The sequence below is a fragment of the Streptomyces sp. SBT349 genome (genome assembly GCF_001083795.1).
Taxonomy (GTDB): Bacteria; Actinomycetota; Actinomycetes; order Streptomycetales; family Streptomycetaceae; genus Streptomyces.
On the sequence record NZ_LAVK01000132.1, the window covers coordinates 1 to 19,120 of the forward strand.

The window sequence follows — 19,120 nt, forward strand, 5'->3', positions numbered from 1 at the left end:
GGCGGGGACAGCGGGGACGGGAGCGGGGGCGGGGACCTGACCATCGGCGTCCGTTACGACCAGCCGGGCCTCGGCCTGCGCAGCGACGAGGCAGTCCACACGGGCTTCGACATCGACGTCGCCACCTACATCGCCGGTGAACTCGGCGTCGCCGCCGAGGACATCGACTGGACGGAGGCGCCCGCCGCCGACCGCGAGACCCTCCTCGCCCGCGGCGAGGTCGACTTCGTCGTCGCCACCTACCAGATCACCGACGCGCGGGAGGCCGAGGTCGACTTCGCGGGCCCCTACTTCGCCGCCCGCCAGGACCTGCTGATCCGGGAACACGAGGAGATCGCCGACGCCGGGGCCCTGGACGGCCGGAAGCTGTGCTCGGTCCCCGGCAGCACCGCCGCCGAGACCGTGCGGCAGCAGTTCGCGCCGGGCGTGGTGATCATGGAGCTCGCGACCTACCCGGAGTGCCTGACCGCCCTGTCCGACGGTGCCGTCGACGCCGTGACCACCGACGACTGCATCCTCGCCGGATACGCCGCCCAGGACGAGTACCGCGGCCGGTTCCGGCTCGCCGGGCTGGAGATGGGCCGCGAGTACCTCTATGGCGTCGGGGTGCCGGAGGGCGAGACGGCGCTGCGCGACGACATCGACCTCGCGATCGGCCGGATGATCGCGGACGGTTCATGGGCCGCGGCCGTCGAGGAGAACTTCGGCGGCGTGGAGGACTACGACCCCCAGCCGCCCCCGGAGGCGGCGACGACCGGCTGATCCGCCGTCCCGGCCCCTCCCCGACCCGCGCCCCTCAGGACGCGTGCCGACGGGACCGCGAGGCCCGCGCGCACCTCTACCGGCCGGCGGACGCGGTGCCCGACGGGCCCGGTTGGCTGCCGCGGGAAACGGTCGGCGCCCCGGCCTTCGACCTCCCGGTGGCCAACGCGCCGGCCGAGGCACTGTTCTCCCCGTTCCGGAAGTCGGAGGACCCGGCCCGCGTGGTCCCGGCGCGCAGGCGCGCCCACCCGCCCGGCACCCTGCACGCCGCCCTCACGCCGGCCCGGTGACCGGCCCCCCGTCGGCCGTCGCGCGCCCGGGGTGGCGTCTCCGGAACGGGGCGACGGTCTCCCGCACGACGGCCGCCGCGCCCCAGTCGTCGTCCCCGTGCGCGATCGTGCTGAGCAGTTCCCGCAGGTGGAGCAGGGGCATGCGCTGCCGCCAGCCGTCCTGCGGCGGGGCGGTCTCCGCGTAGGCGGCGAAGAACCGCTCGGACACCGGTGGCCTGGGCGAGCACCAGAGCATGCTGAGGTCGACCTCGGGCCAGGTGTAGGACACCGCGGGGTCGATCAGCACGGGGGAGCCGTCCTGGCCGGAGAGCGTGTTCTCCGCCCACAGGTCACCGTGGGTCAGGCAGGGCCGCTGCGCCGGGACGAGTTCGGGCAGGGCCGCGCACAGCGCCTCCAGGGCCCGGCCGTCCTCGGGATCGAGGGCCGCTTCCACCAGGGGCTCGTCGATCCAGCGCAGCAGGCGCCGTTCGGCGAAGAACGCGTGGCCGTCCGTGTGCCAGGTGTTGTCCTGCCGCATGCGGCCGAGCCAGCCGTCGCGGTGCCATCCGAACCGGGGGGCGACCGTCCCGGCGTGGAGGGCGGCGACCGCGGTGCCCAGCCGCTCCCAGAACGCCGGGTCGTCCCGGCGAGGGCGCTGCGGGCGCAACATCAGCAGGTGCGGCGAGACATGCACGACCTCGGGGGTCCTGACATGACCGGTCTCCCGGAGGCGGGCCAGTCCGGCGGCCTCGACGTCGAAGACGCCGGGTGCCGTGCCGGGCAGGCATTTCGCGAACACCCGGGTGCCGTCGTCCAGGGTGACGAGCCCCGCGACGGCGACGACCCCGCCGGTGGACTCGTCCACGGACCGCACGCCGAACCCCGCGTCCCGGAGCCGCTGTTCGAGGATCTCGTATCCCGGCATGCGTTCATCTCAGCAGACAGCCCCGGCGCCACCTACCCCCGGGGCCCGGCTGATCAGCGGAAACGAGCACCGTCCGCCGGCCCGCAGACGTCGCCGGGCACCCCTCCCCACCCCGGTCGGTCAGAGTGGCCACCTGACGGCGGCCGACGCAGGCACGACGAGCACGAGGGAGGGGATCGCTCATGCCCCCGGAATCGCTGCTTCATTTCACCAGGGACGAAGTGGAGGCGGCCACACCCGGCAACAAGAAGCCGTGGACGCGGCAGCGGGAGTTCGACAACGAGATCGACCCGGACGAGATAGCCGGCACCGCGGCCGCCTACGGCCGGGCGGCGGCCGAGGCGCGGGGGGCGCAGGATCTCGCGGAGCGGGCCACCCGGATCTCGCAGCAGGGCGGGGAGCTCGACGGCACCCCGCTGGTGGACGGCGAGGCGCGCATCGACGAGACGCGAGGGGGGCTGCAAGACGGCGGGGCCGACATCGACGCGGTGGTCGGGCACCTCGTCCACGCCATGAACCTGGCCCTCGCGACCAAGGACGACGTCAACGGGCTGATCCACAACCCTCAGGGGCTGGACACCAAGTACCTGGGCCACCTCAACGCGGCCGTCGAGGAGTGGAACGGATGGCTGCGGGCGCTGGAAGACGCCCTGCGCAGCGAATGGGTCGAGGCGCTCGGGATCTTCCTCACCGGGGAGCCGGTCCCGCTGTTCGTCGATCATCCGAACGGCGAGAGGGTGCAGGCGGTGCAGTACCCCAACGGATGGGGGCTCCCGGAGGACCTGCCCGGGAGGATCCGGGACAAGTACATCCGGCTCGCGGCGATCGACGCCGCCGCCACCTGGGACGATATCGACGCGGAGATCGAGAGCTACCGCCGGAGGATGGCGGAGCGGGCGGACGAGCTCGGGCGCCTCGGACACGACGTGTCGGCGGGGCCGCTGGGATGGTGGACCAGTCCCGAGGAGGGCCTTCCCCACCTCACCCGCCAGGACAACGACTTCTACGCTGAGCAGAATCACAAGGGCCAGCGCAAGTCCCACCTGAACGCCGAGGGAGACCTCGTACCGGCCAACCCTTCCGGGGAGGCGACCATCGTCGATCACATCGTCGGCAGAGGCCCGATCAAGTCGGACAGCCCATTCACGTCCCTCAGCCGAGAAGGCGCCGCGGCGAAGGACTTCGGGAACGACTACATCAGGGTGGACCTGCCGAGACTTGAGCAGGACATCGCGGCCGGACGGGCCCCGGGGGTGCAGGTCCACTCTCCCGAAGAGGTGCAGGCGGCTATTCAGGCGAACGCCGACAGCATCGCCGGACGGCCCGTGGACCTGACGGTGTCTCCTCACGCGTCCCGGTCGGAGATCGACCAGGTTGCCCGGTCCTACGGGCTGGACGAGGAGGCCACGTCGCAGCTCCGGCAGCGCATCATCGACATGAAGAACACGAGCCGGGACGAGGAATGGCTCATCGAGGGCACGGTACCGCGCGAGTACATCGATGGGCCGTTCGGCAATTGACGTGGTAGGAGGAAGACATGAACGCTGATGAGTTGCTCCGCACCGACTTCGACGGCAACCACGTGCCCAGCCCGTACGACGTGGTCGAGGCGGGAATCGGCGATCCCCGGCACCGTGAGCGCGTACCAGGGCTGACGGCGATGCTGGCCGATGACGCCGCGTCGGAGAACGACCGATTCCTCGCCTGTTACGCACTGACGGCATGGGCCGAATCGGCGGGCTACTCGGCCGTGATCGAAGCCGCGGCCGGCGGCAAGGAGATTCCCTGGTACGGGATCCTGATCGATCGCACCTACTCGGTGGACAACACATTCGCTCATCTGGCCGCGGCCATCTCCGACGGCGAGCACCTTGCCCCGCGCAAGGGAACGCAGGCGCGGCGGGTCGAAGCGGTGCGTGCGCTGGTGCGTATCGCGGACACCGAATATTTCGACGGCAAGCTGGAGTACGTTCTCGACGACGAGACGACGGCGGCGGTCATCGAGGACATCAGGGACGTCGTGCGGCACGGTATTCGCATGCTCGACGAGGGCGAGCGCCCCGGATTCGACCTGGCCACCCAACTCGTCGATCTCGCGGCCGGCGCGTCGTCCGTCGACGCGTCGACCGCGGTCGATCTGGCGACCCAGGTCATCGCCACCGCACCCCACTACCGGGCGATGAACCACGCCCTCGCGATCGTCCATCGCGCGAAGGGGAGCCAGGGCTCCGCCTTCGGGGAATATCTCAAGACGATCGGAGACGAGAAGATCCGCCGGCAGGTCGACGACGTGCTCAACTCTCGCTGATGTGGGGAGCCTCAACGCCGGGCGTGGCGTATCTTCAACCGTCCGAATCCCAGAGTCCCGGAGATGAGGATTCTCGGCCCGCCGGGGCGGGAAGGCCGCCGGGCCTTGTAGCGCAGGTCCTTCCACCCCGTGCGCAAACCCTCGACGTCGACGACCGCATCGCGAGGCACCGTGATTCTGGCGCCGCCGGTTCCGAGGTGCAGCTCGATGTCGACGACGGGATGCTCGATGATCGCCCGGGACAGATCCAGGCGCACCCTTCCGAACGCGGACTCGACCTTGAGGGTCCGCGGTACCGTCCACGCGCCTCGCCGCTGGATCCGTCCGGCGGCGGCGATCGTCGACGTCGTGCCCGGCTGCTCCTTCGGGAGTGAGCCCAGAGCCGACGCGAGCTCGCCGCATGTCGTCGCGGTGAGCACCTTGTCGAGACGTTCGTCCATCTCCTCGTGGGAGATGTGCCCGTCGGCGTATGCCTCCCGCAGGCGCCGCAAGGCCGTCTCGCGGTCGTCCTCGTCGAGCGGTCGCAACGGATCTTCCGGCGGAGAGGTCACCGTCTCACTCTAGTGCCGCGCCGACGACGTGCGTGTGTCCTAGGCGCAGCCACGGGGGCAGCGGACCTTCTCGCGCCGTCCGTCGTTGTACACCCACACCCAGCCAGTGCCGTTGCATTCCGAGCACCTGGTCATCTTCATCTCTTCTCTCGGTGGTCCAGGATGTCAGCGGCCGGAGCGGTCGGGTCGTCGAGCCAGACGTACTGGCACTCTCGCGTCACGGTGACCCCGACCCGTTCCAGGCCGGGGCGACCCGACCGGTTCCACTCCCGGTGCAGGTGCTCGGCCTCGTCCCACAGGTCGCGCGGCCCCGTCTGCGTCACGCGGTTCCCCGCGACGACGGCCTTCGAGACGCCGTCGCTCACCAGGGCGTTGCCGGGGCCGGTGGCCCAGGGCGTGTCGCCGAGGAACACGTCGAAGAAGAACTGGAGTCCCGGCTCCGGATCCAGCAGGGCCTCCGCGTCCCCGGTCAGCTCCCGCACCCGGGGCGGCGTCTCCGCCGTGGCGGGCCGGGACGGTCGCTGCCCGCGCAGCGGCATGAAGGAGCACGAGTCATGGAACTGCCCGATCGCCGTGCCGTCCTCGCCCACCACCAGCCGCAGCAGGAGCATCGCGGGGGCGTAGGGAAGGACGATCACACCGCCCGGCCGGGTCTGCGCCACCCACGCGTACGGGATGTCCCGCACCCCGCAGGTGACATGGACCCGGTCGAACGGCGCGCCCGGCGGATGCCCGTCCTCGCCGTCGCCGACGACGACCCGCGGTGCCGTGCCGGCCGTGCGCAGGCCGGCCTCCGCGGTCGCCGCCAGCGCGGCGTCGATCTCCACGCTCGTGACCTCGGGTGCGTCGCCCGCGAGGTAGCAGAGCAGGGCGGCCGTCCACCCCGTCCCCGTTCCGATCTCCAGCACCCGGTCCCCCGGCCGGACGGCGAGGAGCCGGAGGAACGCGCTGACCACGACCGGGTTCGACGCGGAACAGGTGGGTGCATAGGTGCGTGCGGCGTTCTCCGCCGTCAACTCGGTGCGACCGTCGTCGAGTTGCGTGTAGATGACCGTCTCCGAGTGCACCGCCTCCCACCACTCGTGCGGCCTCGCTTCGCGGTCGATCCAGTAGCCGTGGGCGCCCGGCGGCTGGGCCCACGCCTGAGGCGGAATGAAACGGTGCCGCCCGACGCGGACCAGGGCGTCCGCGAGGTGCCTGACGTCCGATCGCATCCTGCTCCCTTCGGAGGGGATCGTGATGGGCAACCTTGTACATACCCATGACGAACAGATCAGATCCGCCCTTCAGTGGACACGGGTGGAGCGATCATGCCATCCCGGCGCGTCCGAGGCCGTGCCGGACGCGTCGGCGCGGGTGCAGCGGGTGAGCTCGATGACGAGTTGCGAGGCGAGGAACCACGGCGCGGCCGGGTGGCCGTAGGGAAGGTAGTCGTCGGACGGCCTCGGCACGGGCTTCCCGTTGCCGCCCGGCGTGAAGAAGCCGCCGAACACGCCCCAGGTCCGTGGCTTGCGTGACCGGACGAGCAACGGGTCGGCCAGGTGTGGGCAGTGGCGCGCGGCGAGGGCCGCGCAGGGGCGGCAGACGGGCGGTTTGGTGGAGAGGAGCCCTTCGGGCCAGTCGGCCGACTCGGGCGGTCCGGCCGGGCGTTGGAGCAGGAACAGCCAGCCCTGCGACGTGCGGCTCGCCTGCCCGCCGCACACCTGGCAGAGCTTGTTGAGCATGGTGTGCCGCTGGCGGATGGAGTGCAGGGCCCGGAAGTCCGGTCGCCCGCTGCCCGGGGCCCGGTCCATGCGGGCCCACAACACCCCTTGCCCGTCGCGGTCCTCGGGCGTCTCGTCGCGGTAGCCGAGCCCGGCACCGCCGGGCCGGACGGTCAACGCGCCCCGGATCCTGACACGTTCGCCGCTCCACGCGGCGGCATAGGGAACGGGCAACCGGTTCGTGCCCCCCGACAACGGCCGCGGGGGCGTGACGGAGTGAACTGACATGGCAATTGAGATCCTTCTCAACGAGTCGGAGATGGCCGGAAGGGCGCGAGTTCCAGATCGGCGACCGGGGCCCACCAGAACGCGTCTCCCCGGCACTCGGGCCGCAGCAGCACGCGCGCCGGCCGCTCTATGCGGCGCGTGGTGACCAAGTGGCCTGCGTCCTGGAGGAGTTGGACGGTGCCAAAGCTGCCTGTCCCGGCATCACGAACGCGGACGCCGAACACGAGCCAGGCCGGTGAACGGAGTGGGATGGCTTTGGGCATGGATTGACCCCTTGTCGCCGTGGGGGGTGTTCGACTCCGGGTGAGCACACGAGAGCGGACCGCGCTGGTGCTCGCGGTACGGAAGAATGCTGGCACGAAGAGTGAACGGCAAGCTTGTAGCCGGGTTTTCCAGGAAGAGGGCCACCCGGACCCACGTGTGCCGCACCCGAGGGGCGCCAACGCGCACCCGAGACCCTCGTTCAGCACCCAAGAGGAGTGAAGACGCACCATGCCGAACGTTCGAGCCATCCCGACGCTGCGCAGGCGCCGACTCGGTCAGGCGCTCAGGAGGTACCGCAACGAGGCGGGGGTCACCCTCCATTCGGCGGCCAGCGCCATGGGATGGGACGAGAGCAAGATGTCCCGCATCGAGACCGCCCTCGCGCGTCTGCTCCCGCCCGATGTCGCCAAGGTCCTTGCCCTGTACGGCATCACGGACCCCGAGGTGATCGCGGCGCTCGGAGGGCTGGCCAAGGACGCAGGGAAACAGGGTTGGTGGCAGGCGTACGGCGACATCGTGATCCTGAACTACAAGGATTACCTCACGTTGGAGACCGACGCGGAGAGCGTGCACATCTTCACTCCGGGCCTGGTGCCCGGGCTGTTGCAGACCGGCGCCTACGCGCGTGAGATCATCGCGGCCACGGACATCACCCGCACGCCGGAGGAGGTTATCGCCCTCGCCGAGGTCCGTAAGATGCGTCAGGCCATCCTCACCGCCAGGGTGGAGGAGCGCCCGCTCAAGCTGTGGGCCGTCATCCATGAGGCCGCGCTGCACCAGAGGTTCGCCGGTCAGCCGTACCTCATGCGCCAGCAGCTCCGGCATCTGCTGGACATGACCGACCTGCCGAATATCACCATCCAGGTGATGCCGCTGGCTGGTACCCCGCACCCGGGGATGCTCGGACTGTTCGAAATCCTGCGTTTTCCGCATCCATGGCCCACCGTGGTCAATCTTGAGAACATCCGAGGCGGATACTTCGTAGAGGGCACCGAGGACGTGAAGGTCTTCGAGACCGCCTTCGAGCGTGTCGTGGCCGCGGCACTGTCCGTGGATGATTCACGTCAGCTCATCAAGACCCTTTTGGAGAGGAACAGAAAGTGAACACCCGTAAGGAAGACCTGTATGCCGTCGACCTGACCGGGGCGACGTGGCGCAAGTCCCCTCGCAGCAACGGTGGCGCCCAGTGCGTCGAGATCACTGATCTCCCGGGGGGTGCCGTGGCCCTGCGTGATTCGAAGAACCCGGGGCGGGAGGCGCTGCGTTACACGGCTGAGGAGTGGGAGGCGTTCCGCCAGGGCATCATCGACGGCTCGCTGTAGCTGTGTTGGCCTGGGGCGTTGGTGACACGTGTGGTGGGGTGGGGCCCCTGCGGGTGCCTTCCTCGTGATGCGAACCAGGGGGTGCGGGCAATCGCTCACGGTTGCCCCTCCGCCGTCACCGCCCGGTCCTCCCCGGCCGTCGCACGGCGCGTGCACGCTGCCGTTCGGTCCCACCGGGCCGGGACGAGGGCTGTCAGCATCAGGAACGCGGTCAGGACGAACGCCCAGGGGTAGCCGGTCAAGCCGGCCACCGCGCCGAAGCCGACCGCGCCGATGCCCATACCCGCGTCGTAGGCGATATTCCACAGGGCGCTCACCGTTCCGTACGCCGAGGCCGGGACCCGGGAATACATCAGCGTGATGGTCGCGCTCTGGGTGATGCCGAAGCCGACGCCGAACACGGCCGCACCCACGACGACCGCGACGGGGAAGCCCGTGAGGGCGACGACGAGGATGCCGGCGGCCGAGGCGACCAGCCCCGGCACGACCAGCCCGGCGGCTCCGCGCCGGTCGGCGCGCCGACCGGCGAACCAGCGGGATGCGGTCGCGGCGGCCGGCTGCACGAAGAGAGCCGCGGCGACCACGCCGGAGGAGCCCGGCGCCACGGCCAGTGGCAGGAAGGTGACGACGATCCCCGCGCCCACCGCCGTCATCGCGAACACGGCCGTGGGGCGGCCGAGCGCGCCGGAACGGGCCCCGGCGAAGATCCCCAGGGGCGGCCCCGGCGCCGCTTCCCGGCCGGGCAGGCCCGGGACGGCGGCGATGGAGACCAGGGCGATCAGCGCCGCCACCGAGCAGACGGGCCCGTACCCCGTGTGCGATGCCAGCCAGGACCCGAGCGGCAGGCACACCAGCGACGGCACGCCGGCCATGACGCCGATCAGGGCCAGCCCCTCCCCGCGGCGTTCGGGCGGGATCAGCGACGCCGTCAGCGCCCCACCCGCCACCAGGGTGAACGCGAAGCCGAGCCCCCGGACGAGGCACACCGCCACGATCCACGCCATACTCTGCGACACGGTCAGGACCAGTGCCGGAGCGCCCAGCAAGAACAGCCCCGCCCCCAGCATCACGCGGTAGCCACAGCGCGCGGCCAGCCATGGGGCCATCAGCTCGCCGGCCACCGTCGCCAGCATCAGCGCACCGGTGACCAGGCCCGCCGTGTCGCTGCCCCCGCCCGGCGCGCTCTGCGCGTACGCCGGGACGACCGGCAGCAGCAGGTAGAAGCTCGCCGAGGAGCCGACGACCGTCACGAAGCGCAACATCAGCGGGCGGGTCACCAGGCGTGGCCGCGCCTCGGCAACGCGGTGTCCGGGATCGGCGGATGAGGCCATGGGGTGAAACCTAGGGGACGGAGCCGCCCGAAGGCTCCCGTTTTTCATGCCTGTTCAGCGGTCCGGTTCGTCGCGGACGAGCCCGGCGAAACGCCCTAGGACTGAGCTCCGTCGGACGGGCGGAGGCCGTACTGCGTGTCGACCACCGCCCCGTTGATCGCGTTGAACTGCTCGCTGCACATGTACAGGTTCGGGTCCGTCGTGGCCATGAAGCCGCAGCCGTCGGCGAGGTACGCGTCGAACGTCTCCTCGACCAGGGCGACCGCGTCCAGGGCCTCCCGGAAGCCGTCCGCATCGTCCCGTGCGGTGATCGCCGCGCCCAGGTCCGTCATCTCGTTCTTCATCAGGGTCAGGTACGCCTGGCAGCCGGTGCCCACCTGCGCCACGCAGTCGGGAGGCATCGCGCTCAGGACGTCCCGCAACCTCGGCGCCCACTCCTCCTCGACCTCAAGCGTCACCTCACCCACCTCCTCGGCCCCTCCGCTCTCTCCACTCCCCAGAAGCGACGACTCCCCACCGTCCGAACCGTCCGAACCGTCCGAGCGGCAGGCGGTGCCGGTCACGGCGAGGCAGCAGAACGCGGCCAGGGCGGCCAACCGGCGCGGTCGCATCAGGGTTCTCATGCGCGCAGATCCTAGCCAGACCGGCCGACAGGAGCCGCCGTTCATTAGGAAAGCGACCGACCTGATGCGTTCGTAGGGTGACGACCGTAGGGAACCACCGAGGGAGAGCCACGAGATGCCGGAACGTTCGCCACGAGGTACCGATATTCCGCGCCTGACCTGGGCCGAGGTATGTGCCCGGCGGCTGGAGCGGCATGGCCTGACGGGCGGGGCCGGGCACGCGGACCCCGTCCGCGCCGTCGCCGCCATGGCCGGAACGCACGCGCAGGTGCCGGGCGCGGCCGAGCTGGCGATCGGCCTGCGCACCGAGGGCGCGACGCGCTCGGACGTCCGGGCGGCGCTGTGGACGGAACGCGACCTGGTCAGGACGTTCGGCCTGCGCGGCACCGTTCACCTCTTCCCCGCCGCCGACCTGCCGCTGTGGGTCGCGGCGCTCTCCGCCGTTCCGCAGCCGCCGAACAACGGCTTTCCCGAGAACGTGCGGATGACCCCCGACCAGACCGAGGCCGTCGTCGCGGCCGTGGCCGATGCCCTGGCGGAGGCGGAGGAGGGGCTGACGGTCGACGAGCTGAGCGAGGAGGTCGTCGCCCGCACCGGGCCCTGGGCGGGCGACCTGGTGATGCCCGCGTTCCAGACGAAGTGGCCGCGCTGGCGCCAGGCGATGCACCTCGCCGGGATCCGTGGCCACCTCTGCTTCGGACCGAATCGCGGGCGCAAGGTCACCTACACCAGCCCGGCCCGTTTCCTGCCCGGCGACGTCGGGACCACCGACCGCCGCGCCGGGCTGTCCCATGTGGTGGCCGCCTACCTCCACGCGTACGGGCCGTCCACGCCCAAGCGGTTCGCGCACTGGCTCGGCGCCCCGGTCCGCTGGGCGGAGGAGGTCTTCGCCGCGCTGGGCGACGGGCTCGAACAGGTCGACGTCGAGGGCCGAACGGCCTGGGTGACCGCCGGTGACACCGCACCGGCGACCGCCGCGCCCGACTCCGTTCACCTGCTCCCGCACTTCGACGGCTACGCCTACCGCGTCGGCAACCAGCCGCCCGAGCTCCTCTACCCCGGCCGCGCGGCCGAGCGCGTGCTGCCGGGCAACTTCCAGCCGCTCCTGCTCGACGGCGCCGTCGCCGGTCTGTGGCACCACCGCCGCTCGGGCCGCTTCCTGGACGTGACCGTGGAGTGCCTGACACCGCTCACCCGGAGCCGACGCGACGAACTCGCGCACCGCGCCGACCGCGTCGGCGAGATCCTGGAGGCGACGCCGCGCCTCACCCTCGGGCCGGTGAGCGTCGGCGGCCACGCCTGAACGGCGAGGTAGGGCACTCTTGATCGAATGGGTGCTCTCCTCGCGCTGTCCTCGGCCGTCTGCTACGGCATCGTCGACTTCTTCGGCGGTCTGCTCTCGCGCCGCGTGCACTACTCGGTCGTCACCCTGGTGGGGCAGGTCGGCGGCCTGCTGCTCGCCGTCGCGGCGGCGTTCGCCCTGCCCGCCGACGCGGTCAGGTCGGCCGACGTCCTGTGGGGGGCGCTGTCCGGCGTCGGAAGCGGCGCGGCGATGCACTACCTGAACCGCGGCATGAGCCGTGGCGCCATGACCGTGGTGGTGCCGGTCAGCGCGGTCACCGGCGTCGCGCTCTCGGTGCTCTGCGGCGTCCTGCTGCTCAGCGACCGCCCGACGCCGCTGGCCTGGGTGGGCATCGGCGTCACCCTCCCCGCGCTGTGGCTGGTCTCCGGCGGTGGCGGCGGGGCGCGCGAGGGGCGCGCGGCGGCGGACGGGCTGCTCGCCAGCCTCGGGGTGGCGCTCCAGTACATCGGGCTCGCCCAGGCCGACGCGACCAGCGGCCTGTGGCCGGTGGCGGCGGGCCGCGTCGCCGCCGTCCTGGTCCTGCTGCCGAGCGCGGCCCGCCACCTCGGCGCGTTCCGGCAGCCGCCCAAGCACCTGGCCCAGGCCGCCCTGATCGGCGCGGGGGCGGCGCTCGGCCTGATCTTCTACCTCTCGGCGGCCCACCAGCAGATGCTCGCGATCGCCGTGGTCCTGGCCTCCCTGTACCCGGCGATCCCGGTGATCCTGGCCCTGGCCGTCCTCCGGGAGAGGATCACCCGCCTCCAGACCACGGGCCTCACGGCGGCAGCGGCGGCGACGATCCTGCTGACGCTGGGGTGAGGGGAACGCGTCCCCGCGACGAGCCGATCACGCTAGCCCTCGTCGAGTCCGTCCTCCAGCAGGTCGAGGTCCGGGGGGACCAGGGTCGTCGACTCCACCAGGCCGCGCAGCAGGTTGTGCTTGAGCGTGTTGTCCGAGGCGCCGCGCGGGTCCTGTTCGCGGAGGTCGTAGGGGAAGTCGCCGCTCGCCTCCAGCCAGCCGCGGACCTTCTCGACCCGGTGCGCGATCTTGCTCTCGCCCCAGGTCTCCGCGGGCCGCAGGTAGGCGAGTTCGGCGGCGGCCTGGCGGTAGGTCAACGGGCGCGGCTGGGGCTCGTAGCGCAGGTACTCCTGGCCGAGGACGACGAGGATCAGCCGCTGGTCGTCGGTCAGCGACCAGCGTTTCGGCGGCAGCGTCTCCGTGCCGCGCCGGCAGCCGGGGCCCGCCGCGGCGTGGTCCGCCACCAGCAGTTCGACCAGGTGCTCCCGGAAACCCGACCCCTTGACGAACACCGGCGTGTACCCGGTGGACAGGGGAATGGGCTCGGTGGTCAGGTGCATCATCTGCCCGCGCGGCAGGCGCAGGAGCTGCTGGCCGGTGTTGCGCAGCCACCACTGGCCGCGCTCGTACGTGAGGTGGCCGTGCCGGCGGCTGACGCGGGGGTCGTCCTCCCCGACGCGCAGGTCCGCGTCGGGCCCGCCGCCCCGGCCGAACCAGATCGCCTTCTTGCGGTCGGGATCGCCGGTCACGGTCCCCGCGACCGACCGCGCGTGCAGGGTGCCCGGACGGGCATGGGGAACGCCGTGGGCCAGGCTGGGTCTGTTGAACACCGGTACTCCTTCGGGAATCCGTCCCCCGGGCATGTCCCAGCACTGTGCGCCCCCACGCACGGGACCCCTCCCGTATCCCGCCATGATCGCCGACGCCGCCGGGCGAGAACACGGGGCCCCGGCACGCTTTTTCTTCGTTAATTAGTAATAGTTCTTGACACGGCGGCCTCCGGCCGGGATCTTCTGCTGAGTCGATCCGGGACGGACGGAGGAACTCTGTGATCTCACGATCGCTTGTCGTCACCGCGGTGCTGGCCGTCGGGTTCGGGGTGGCGGCGCCGCCCGCCCTCGCGGGGGAGGACCAGGGTGCCCCCGCCTACTACGACAGCGGGCTGGCACCGACCCCCTACATGGGCTGGAACACCTACTACGCCGTCGGCGCCCCGACCGAGGGCGAGGTCAGAGACGTCGCCGACCACCTCGTGGAGAGCGGGCTGCGCGACGCGGGGTACGACATCGTCTGGCTGGACGGCGGCTGGCAGGCGGACGAACCGCGCGGCGCCGACGGGCGGTTGGTCGCGCATCCGGAGCGGTTCCCCTCCGGGATCCCGGCCCTGGTGGACTACCTCCACGACCGCGGACTGCGCGCGGGGATCTACACCGACGCGGGCGTCTACGACGGCGGCCAGACCTGCGGCCTGGGCAGCGGCGGCCACTACGACGAGGACGCGCGGCAGTTCGCCGAGTGGAACGTCGACGCCATCAAGGTCGACTTCCTCTGCGGCATCGGCGCGGGAGCCGAACCCGAGCCCGCCTTCCGCGAGTTCAGCGCGGCCGTCGCCAGGACCGGCCACCCCATGCTGCTCAACCTCTGCAACCCGCTGACCGAGGAGTGGGGCATCCCGCACACCCCCGAGCGGAACGCCCACACCACCTACACCTGGGGCCCGACCACCGGCGACTCCTGGCGCACCAGCACCGACATCGCCTTCGGGACGCCCTCGGCGGGCCAGTGGGAGAACGTGCTGCGCAACATGGACCGCAACGGCTGGCATCCCGAGGCCCAGGGTCCCGGCCGCTACAACGACCCGGACTACCTCATCCCGATGCGCCAACTGGACGACGGCGCATATGAGTTGACCGAGGAGGAGTCGACGACGCAGTTCGTGATGTGGGCGGAGATGGCCTCCCCGCTCATCCTCGGCGCCGACCCGCGCACGCTCCCCGACTCGATGATCGACACGCTCACCAACCCGGAGATCCTCGCCGTCAACCAGGACCCGCTCGCCATCCAGGGCGTGCGCGTCGCCGAGAACGGGACGGGCGACGTCTACAGCAAGGTCCTCACCGGCGAGGGCCGCAGGGCCGTCGTGCTGCTCAACCGCTCCGCCCAACCGGCCCCGATGACCGTGGAGTTCGCCGACGCGGGCCTGACCGGCGAGGTGGAGGTGCGCGACCTGCGCGCCCGCGAGGACCGCGGCGCCGCCACCGGCTCGTTCACCGCCACCGTCCCCGCCCACGGCACCGCCCTCCTCTCGCTCGAAGGCGACGACTCCGTCCCCGGCGCCGCGCTTCCGGGATCGTCACTGGGCGGCTCGGCCTCCGCCAGCCCCGCCGTGACCTTCACCGCCGACGGGCGGCCCACCGTCTTCGCCCGCGACCGGCACGGCGCGCTGCGGCAGTTCACCGACGGGAGGTGGCACCGCCTCGGCGGGCCGACCGGCGGCGAGATCCTGGGCCAGCCCGCCGCCTACTCCTCACCCGGCGGCCGGATCGACCTCTTCGTGCGCGGCACCGACGCGGCGGCCTACCGGCGGACGTTCGAGGACGGCCGCTGGGGACGGTGGCACGGCCTCGGCGGCACGCTGACCGACGCGCCCACCGTCGCGTTCGAAGGCCCGGAGTCCTGGACCCTGTTCGCCAGGGACGCCGAGGGGCAGGTCGTCTCCCGTGGCCCGCGCGGCGACTGGAGGAGCGTCGGGGCGCCGGGGGACCGGCCCATCTACGGCCGCCCGTCCGCCGTGGTCGACGCCGAGGGCCGCGTCCATGTGGCGGTGCGCACCGCCGCGGACGCCGTGTGGACGCGCGTGCGGGACGCCTCGGGCACCTGGGGCGCGTGGACGGACCTCGGCGGAACGGTGAGCGGCAGCCCGACCCTGCTGGCCACCGCCGACGGCCGGATCCTCCTGCTCGTCCGCGCCGGCGACTACACCCTCTGGCAACGCGAGCACGGTGGCGCGGACACCGGCGCGGACGGCTGGGGCGGCTGGTCCCGGCACGACGCGTTCGCCAGCAACGCCTTCAACGGCGCGCCTGGCCTGGCCCAAGGCCCGGACGGCGCCCGCTGGTTCGCGGTCACCGGAGTCGACGGTCTCGTCCACCACGGCGCCCTGTGACACCCACCCCCGACGAAGGATCCCCGCACATGCGCACCTCCGATCCCACGCGGCGCCGGTTCCTCGCCGGACTGACCGCGGCCGGCTCCACGGCCCTGGCGAGCGGCTGCATCACCTCCGTCTCCAGCGGCAGCGGCAGTTCGGGCGGGCCCGTCACGGTCCAGTCCAACCTGTCCGCGCCGCAGGCCAGGGCCGCCATGGAGGACCTGATCGACGCGTTCGCCGACGGCAGCGAGGGCCCGGGCGCCTCGCTCAACACCGTCGCCGCCGAGACGTTCCGCACCCAGCTCCCGACCTACCTCACCTCCGCCAACCCGCCCGACGTCTACACCTGGTACGCCGGGTCCGTCGCCAACTCCTATGCCGAACGGGGCCTGTTGCTCGACGTCGGCGAGGTCTGGGCCGACCCCGTCATGGCCGGGTACTCCGACGCCCACCGCTCGCTGAGCACCGGCGCCGAGGGACGGCAGATCTTCATCCCGACCACCTACTACTGGTGGGGCATGTTCTACCGCAGGTCGCACTTCGCCGAGTGGGGGGTGAGCGAACCGGAGTCCTGGGACGACTTCCTGGGCCTGTGCGACACGCTCATGTCCCAGGACATCGCCCCCCTCGGCCTGGGGGCCGGGGGCAACACCCCCTGGGTGGCGTCCGCCTGGTTCGACTACCTGAACATCCGCATCAACGGGGCCACGTACCACCGCGAACTCCTCGCCGGACAGCACCGGTTCGACGACCCCGAGGTCCGCGAGGTGTTCGAGCGGTGGCGGACCCTGCTGCCCTACTTCGACCCCGACGGCACCGCCATCCCCTTCCAGGACGCGACCACCGCGCTGCTCCAGGGCCGCACCGGAACCATGCTCATCGGCACCTTCTTCGCCGACTCCGCGCCGGGCGACGCCCTGGACGACATCGACTTCTTCCCCTTCCCCGTCCTCGACACCGGCGTGCCGCGCGCCGAAGAGGCCCCGACCGACGGCTTCTTCGCCAGCGCCAGGACCGGACGCGAGGAGGGCGTCGGGGAGTTGCTGCGGTATCTCGCCTCGGCCCAGGCCCAGGAGATCTACATCGAGGGGTCCTCGGGGACGGTGCTGCCCGCCCACCCCGACGCCCGCGACGCGGGAACCGACCTGGTCCGCAAGGGCCGCGAACTCGTCGCCTCCGCCGACGAGGTGACCCAGTTCTTCAACCGCGACTCCAGCGACGCGCTCCAGCCCACCGCCGACGCCGCACTCATCCGGTTCATGGCCGAGCCCGACCAGCTCGACACCATCCTCCGCGACTGGCAGCGCGCGGCCGAGCCGATCTGGGCGGCCTGAGATGGCCGCCCAGACGACGGTCGACGCGCCGCCCGACGCCAACGCGCCCATGGGCCGGGCGCGTTCAGCACACCGCGGCACCCGCCGCGTTCCGCCGGTCGTGCTGGCGTTCGTCCTCGTGCCCCTTCTCGTGGAGGGCTTCTGGGTCTTCTGGCCCGCCGCCCAGGGCCTGTACGTCTCGCTCACCCACTGGGACGGCGTCTCACCACCGGAGTTCGCGGGCCTGGCCAACTACCGCGAGATGGCCGACGATCCGGTCTTCCGCGACGCGCTGGTCAACACCGCCCTGTGGCTGGTCCTGTTCGGCGGTCTCTCCGCCGTGCTCGGCCTCGGCGCCGCCCTGCTGCTCCAGCGCGAACGGCGCGGTGTCGGCTTCTACCGCGCCGCGCTCTTCACCCCCGTGGTCTTCTCGCTGGTGGCAACCGCCCTGGTCTGGCAGGCGATGTACCAGCCGGACGGGATGCTCAACAACACGCTCGACGCCGTCGGCCTCGACGGCCTGCAACGAGCCTGGCTCGCCGACCGCGACACCGCCCTCTACGCCGTGATCGTCCCCGCCCTGTGGCGGCAGATCGGCTATGTCATGGTCCTCTACCTGGCCGGGCTCAAGGGCATCGACCCCACCCTCCACGAGGCCGCGAAGGTCGACGGCGCGTCCCGCCTCCAGCGGTTCCGCCATGTGACCTGGCCCCAGCTCCGCGGCGTCAACGCCGTGGTCCTGTCGGTCATCGTCATCGACTCGCTGCGCTCGTTCGACGTCGTCTGGGCGCTGACCCGCGGCGGCCCGTACCACTCCTCCGAGCTGCTGAGCACCTATATGTACTCCACCGCCTTCCAGTCCCTCAGGCTCGGCTACGGCGCCGCGCTCTCCGTGGTGATCTTCGCCCTCGCCTTCGGCGTGATCGTGACCTACCTCGTCCGCGCGTTCAGGGAGGCCGACTGATGGCGACCGGCACCGCCCCGCGCGGCCCCCGAAGCCGCCGCAAGCTCGCGGCCACCATCGGCTTCCACACCACCGCGAGCCTCGTCTCCGTGCTGTGGCTGCTGCCCATCGCCCTGATCCTCGTGATCAGCGTGCGCTCGTTCGACGACATCGCGGCCAACGGCCTCGGCAGCCTGCCGCACTCCTTCACGCTCGACGGCTTCCGGCAGGCGTGGACCGGCGGCGGCCAGCGGCAGGCGCTGATCAACAGCATGGCCGTCACCGTCCCGGCGGTGCTGGCGTCCCTCGCGCTGGCCTCCGTCGCCGCGTTCGCGCTCAGCCGCTACCCGGTCCCGTTCCGCCGCACGATCCTGCTGATCATGCTCGGCGGCAACCTCCTGCCCCCGCAGGTCCTCCTCATCCCGGTCTCCAAACTGACCGAGCTGCTCGGCGTGTACGACACGCGCACGGCCCTGATCGCCGTCCAGGTCGGCTTCGGCGTCGGCTTCTACGTCTTCGTCCTGCACGGATTCATGCGCGCGATCCCCGCCGAGATCCAGCAGGCCGCCGTCATCGACGGCGCCGGGCCCACGCAGATCTTCTGGCACGTCGTCCTGCCCCTGACCCGCCCGGCGCTCGCGGCGCTCAGCGCGCTCTCGTTCACCTGGATCTTCAACGACCTGCTGTGGGCGATCACCGTCCTGCGCACCGACGCGAAGATGCCGGTCACCGCCTCCCTCATCGGACTTCAGGGGCAGTACGTGTCCATGTGGAACGTGATCGCCGCGGGCTCCGTCATCGCCGCCGCGCCGACCATCGCGGTCTTCCTGCGCTTCCAGCGGCACTTCATCGCGGGGCTGAATCTCGGTGCGGTGAAATGAGCGGCTATCCTCGACCCACCCGTAAAAATTCGTAATTAAAAGGAGCCGGGCAGCCCATGGGTGGACCGCAGCGCTTCGCCGACCGGGTCGCCGTCGTCACCGGCGGCGTGGCGGTCTGCGAACGGATCGGGCGCGGCGGCGGCGGCGGGGCCGCGTTCGCCGTGCTGATCTCCCACGCCCACGCCTCCCACGTCGCGCCCCTCCGCGAGACCACCCCGGCCTCCCGGCGGCACCAGCTCGGCGTCAACCTGGCCGGCGCGTTCCTCGGCGTGCGCGCGGTCCGCGACGACCTGCGCGCCCGGCGCGGGGCCGTCGTCCCCACCTCCTCCGTCCCCGCCCCCAGGGG

At 71.8% G+C, this 19,120-nt stretch carries 19 protein-coding genes and 1 pseudogene; 13 read left to right on the forward strand and 7 right to left on the reverse strand.

Going from position 1 to position 19,120, the window contains the following annotated elements:
- A partial coding sequence (locus ADY01_RS17705; protein WP_049573970.1) for a transporter substrate-binding domain-containing protein occupies positions 1–762 on the forward strand: 762 nt, incomplete at its 5' end.
- A 95-nt stretch (positions 763–857) separates the two neighbouring features.
- Positions 858–1,052 (forward strand): hypothetical protein, encoded by a 195-nt coding sequence (locus tag ADY01_RS17710; protein ID WP_049573972.1) that lies wholly within the window; start codon positions 858–860, stop codon positions 1,050–1,052.
- Here ADY01_RS17710 and ADY01_RS17715 read toward each other — a convergent pair.
- On the reverse strand, positions 1,036–1,956 hold the full coding sequence (locus tag ADY01_RS17715) for a fructosamine kinase family protein (RefSeq protein ID WP_049573975.1): 921 nt from the start codon (positions 1,954–1,956) through the stop codon (positions 1,036–1,038). The genes ADY01_RS17710 and ADY01_RS17715 overlap by 17 nt on opposite strands.
- A 182-nt stretch (positions 1,957–2,138) precedes the next feature.
- On the opposite strand from ADY01_RS17715, the gene ADY01_RS17720 reads away from it, so the two are divergent.
- Both ADY01_RS17720 and ADY01_RS17725 read left to right on the forward strand, forming a co-directional pair.
- Complete coding sequence (locus ADY01_RS17720; protein WP_049573978.1) at positions 2,139–3,476, forward strand: hypothetical protein; 1,338 nt, start codon at positions 2,139–2,141, stop codon at positions 3,474–3,476.
- Between the two features lie 17 nt (positions 3,477–3,493).
- A complete protein-coding gene (locus ADY01_RS17725; RefSeq protein ID WP_049573981.1) occupies positions 3,494–4,264 on the forward strand; it encodes a hypothetical protein in 771 nt (256 codons plus the stop codon).
- Between the two features lie 11 nt (positions 4,265–4,275).
- Here ADY01_RS17725 and ADY01_RS17730 read toward each other — a convergent pair whose 3' ends face one another.
- From ADY01_RS17730 to ADY01_RS17740, 3 genes are all read right to left on the reverse strand, one after another.
- A complete protein-coding gene (locus tag ADY01_RS17730) occupies positions 4,276–4,815 on the reverse strand; it encodes a DUF1707 SHOCT-like domain-containing protein (protein WP_049573984.1) in 540 nt (179 codons plus the stop codon).
- Between the two features lie 137 nt (positions 4,816–4,952).
- On the reverse strand, positions 4,953–6,029 hold the full coding sequence (locus ADY01_RS17735; protein WP_049573986.1) for a methyltransferase domain-containing protein: 1,077 nt from the start codon (positions 6,027–6,029) through the stop codon (positions 4,953–4,955).
- A gap of 72 nt (positions 6,030–6,101) precedes the next feature.
- Positions 6,102–6,806 carry a hypothetical protein gene (locus tag ADY01_RS17740; RefSeq protein WP_159001265.1) on the reverse strand — a complete coding sequence of 235 codons (705 nt, stop codon included), beginning with the start codon at positions 6,804–6,806 and terminating at the stop codon, positions 6,102–6,104.
- Between the two features lie 492 nt (positions 6,807–7,298).
- Here ADY01_RS17740 and ADY01_RS17745 point away from each other — a divergent pair, with 492 nt between their 5' ends.
- Positions 7,299–8,174: a helix-turn-helix domain-containing protein gene (locus tag ADY01_RS17745; protein ID WP_049573991.1), complete on the forward strand. Its 876-nt coding sequence runs from the start codon at positions 7,299–7,301 to the stop codon at positions 8,172–8,174.
- A complete protein-coding gene (locus ADY01_RS17750; RefSeq protein ID WP_049573994.1) occupies positions 8,171–8,392 on the forward strand; it encodes a DUF397 domain-containing protein in 222 nt (73 codons plus the stop codon). Before ADY01_RS17745 ends, ADY01_RS17750 begins: the two co-directional genes overlap by 4 nt.
- Positions 8,393–8,487: 95 nt before the next feature.
- Here ADY01_RS17750 and ADY01_RS17755 read toward each other — a convergent pair whose 3' ends face one another.
- Entirely contained in the window at positions 8,488–9,723 is a 1,236-nt protein-coding gene (locus tag ADY01_RS17755; protein WP_063784269.1) for an MFS transporter, read from the reverse strand.
- Between the two features lie 95 nt (positions 9,724–9,818).
- Entirely contained in the window at positions 9,819–10,346 is a 528-nt protein-coding gene (locus ADY01_RS17760) for a hypothetical protein (RefSeq protein WP_159001267.1), read from the reverse strand.
- Between the two features lie 115 nt (positions 10,347–10,461).
- Here ADY01_RS17760 and ADY01_RS17765 point away from each other — a divergent pair, with 115 nt between their 5' ends.
- Both ADY01_RS17765 and ADY01_RS17770 read left to right on the forward strand, forming a co-directional pair.
- Positions 10,462–11,649: a winged helix DNA-binding domain-containing protein gene (locus ADY01_RS17765; protein WP_049573999.1), complete on the forward strand. Its 1,188-nt coding sequence runs from the start codon at positions 10,462–10,464 to the stop codon at positions 11,647–11,649.
- 27 nt (positions 11,650–11,676) lie between these two features.
- Positions 11,677–12,507 (forward strand): EamA family transporter, encoded by an 831-nt coding sequence (locus ADY01_RS17770; protein WP_049574002.1) that lies wholly within the window; start codon positions 11,677–11,679, stop codon positions 12,505–12,507.
- 32 nt (positions 12,508–12,539) lie between these two features.
- Here the strand turns inward: ADY01_RS17770 and ADY01_RS17775 are convergent, their stop codons facing one another.
- The gene (locus tag ADY01_RS17775; RefSeq protein WP_234320290.1) at positions 12,540–13,316 is read right to left on the reverse strand and encodes an FHA domain-containing protein; all 777 of its coding nucleotides are present in this window, start codon (positions 13,314–13,316) and stop codon (positions 12,540–12,542) included.
- 218 nt (positions 13,317–13,534) lie between these two features.
- On the opposite strand from ADY01_RS17775, the gene ADY01_RS17780 reads away from it, so the two are divergent.
- The 5 genes and pseudogenes from ADY01_RS17780 to ADY01_RS17800 all read left to right on the forward strand — a co-directional run.
- Complete coding sequence (locus ADY01_RS17780) at positions 13,535–15,652, forward strand: glycoside hydrolase family 27 protein (protein WP_234320291.1); 2,118 nt, start codon at positions 13,535–13,537, stop codon at positions 15,650–15,652.
- Between the two features lie 29 nt (positions 15,653–15,681).
- Entirely contained in the window at positions 15,682–16,971 is a 1,290-nt protein-coding gene (locus ADY01_RS17785) for an ABC transporter substrate-binding protein (protein ID WP_049574010.1), read from the forward strand.
- Between the two features lies 1 nt (position 16,972).
- Positions 16,973–17,914, forward strand: a complete 942-nt coding sequence (locus ADY01_RS17790) for a carbohydrate ABC transporter permease (protein WP_049574013.1) — start codon at positions 16,973–16,975, stop codon at positions 17,912–17,914.
- Entirely contained in the window at positions 17,914–18,774 is an 861-nt protein-coding gene (locus tag ADY01_RS17795) for a carbohydrate ABC transporter permease (RefSeq protein WP_049574015.1), read from the forward strand. The genes ADY01_RS17790 and ADY01_RS17795 overlap by 1 nt, the downstream gene beginning before the upstream one ends.
- 56 nt (positions 18,775–18,830) lie before the next feature.
- A pseudogene (locus ADY01_RS17800) lies at positions 18,831–19,120 on the forward strand (short-chain dehydrogenase); the annotation flags it as partial.

Bases quoted from the DNA above. Each gene is read 5' to 3' on its own strand.
- ADY01_RS17715 (WP_049573975.1), bottom strand. From the start codon at position 1,956: ATGCCGGGATACGAGATCCTCGAACAGCGGCTCCGGGACGCGGGGTTC.
- ADY01_RS17720 (WP_049573978.1), top strand. From the start codon at position 2,139: ATGCCCCCGGAATCGCTGCTTCATTTCACCAGGGACGAAGTGGAGGCG.
- ADY01_RS17725 (WP_049573981.1), top strand. From the start codon at position 3,494: ATGAACGCTGATGAGTTGCTCCGCACCGACTTCGACGGCAACCACGTG.
- ADY01_RS17735 (WP_049573986.1), bottom strand. From the start codon at position 6,029: ATGCGATCGGACGTCAGGCACCTCGCGGACGCCCTGGTCCGCGTCGGG.
- ADY01_RS17740 (WP_159001265.1), bottom strand. From the start codon at position 6,806: ATGTCAGTTCACTCCGTCACGCCCCCGCGGCCGTTGTCGGGGGGCACG.
- ADY01_RS17745 (WP_049573991.1), top strand. From the start codon at position 7,299: ATGCCGAACGTTCGAGCCATCCCGACGCTGCGCAGGCGCCGACTCGGT.
- ADY01_RS17755 (WP_063784269.1), bottom strand. From the start codon at position 9,723: ATGGCCTCATCCGCCGATCCCGGACACCGCGTTGCCGAGGCGCGGCCA.
- ADY01_RS17760 (WP_159001267.1), bottom strand. From the start codon at position 10,346: ATGAGAACCCTGATGCGACCGCGCCGGTTGGCCGCCCTGGCCGCGTTC.
- ADY01_RS17765 (WP_049573999.1), top strand. From the start codon at position 10,462: ATGCCGGAACGTTCGCCACGAGGTACCGATATTCCGCGCCTGACCTGG.
- ADY01_RS17770 (WP_049574002.1), top strand. From the start codon at position 11,677: ATGGGTGCTCTCCTCGCGCTGTCCTCGGCCGTCTGCTACGGCATCGTC.
- ADY01_RS17785 (WP_049574010.1), top strand. From the start codon at position 15,682: ATGCGCACCTCCGATCCCACGCGGCGCCGGTTCCTCGCCGGACTGACC.
- ADY01_RS17790 (WP_049574013.1), top strand. From the start codon at position 16,973: ATGGCCGCCCAGACGACGGTCGACGCGCCGCCCGACGCCAACGCGCCC.
- ADY01_RS17795 (WP_049574015.1), top strand. From the start codon at position 17,914: ATGGCGACCGGCACCGCCCCGCGCGGCCCCCGAAGCCGCCGCAAGCTC.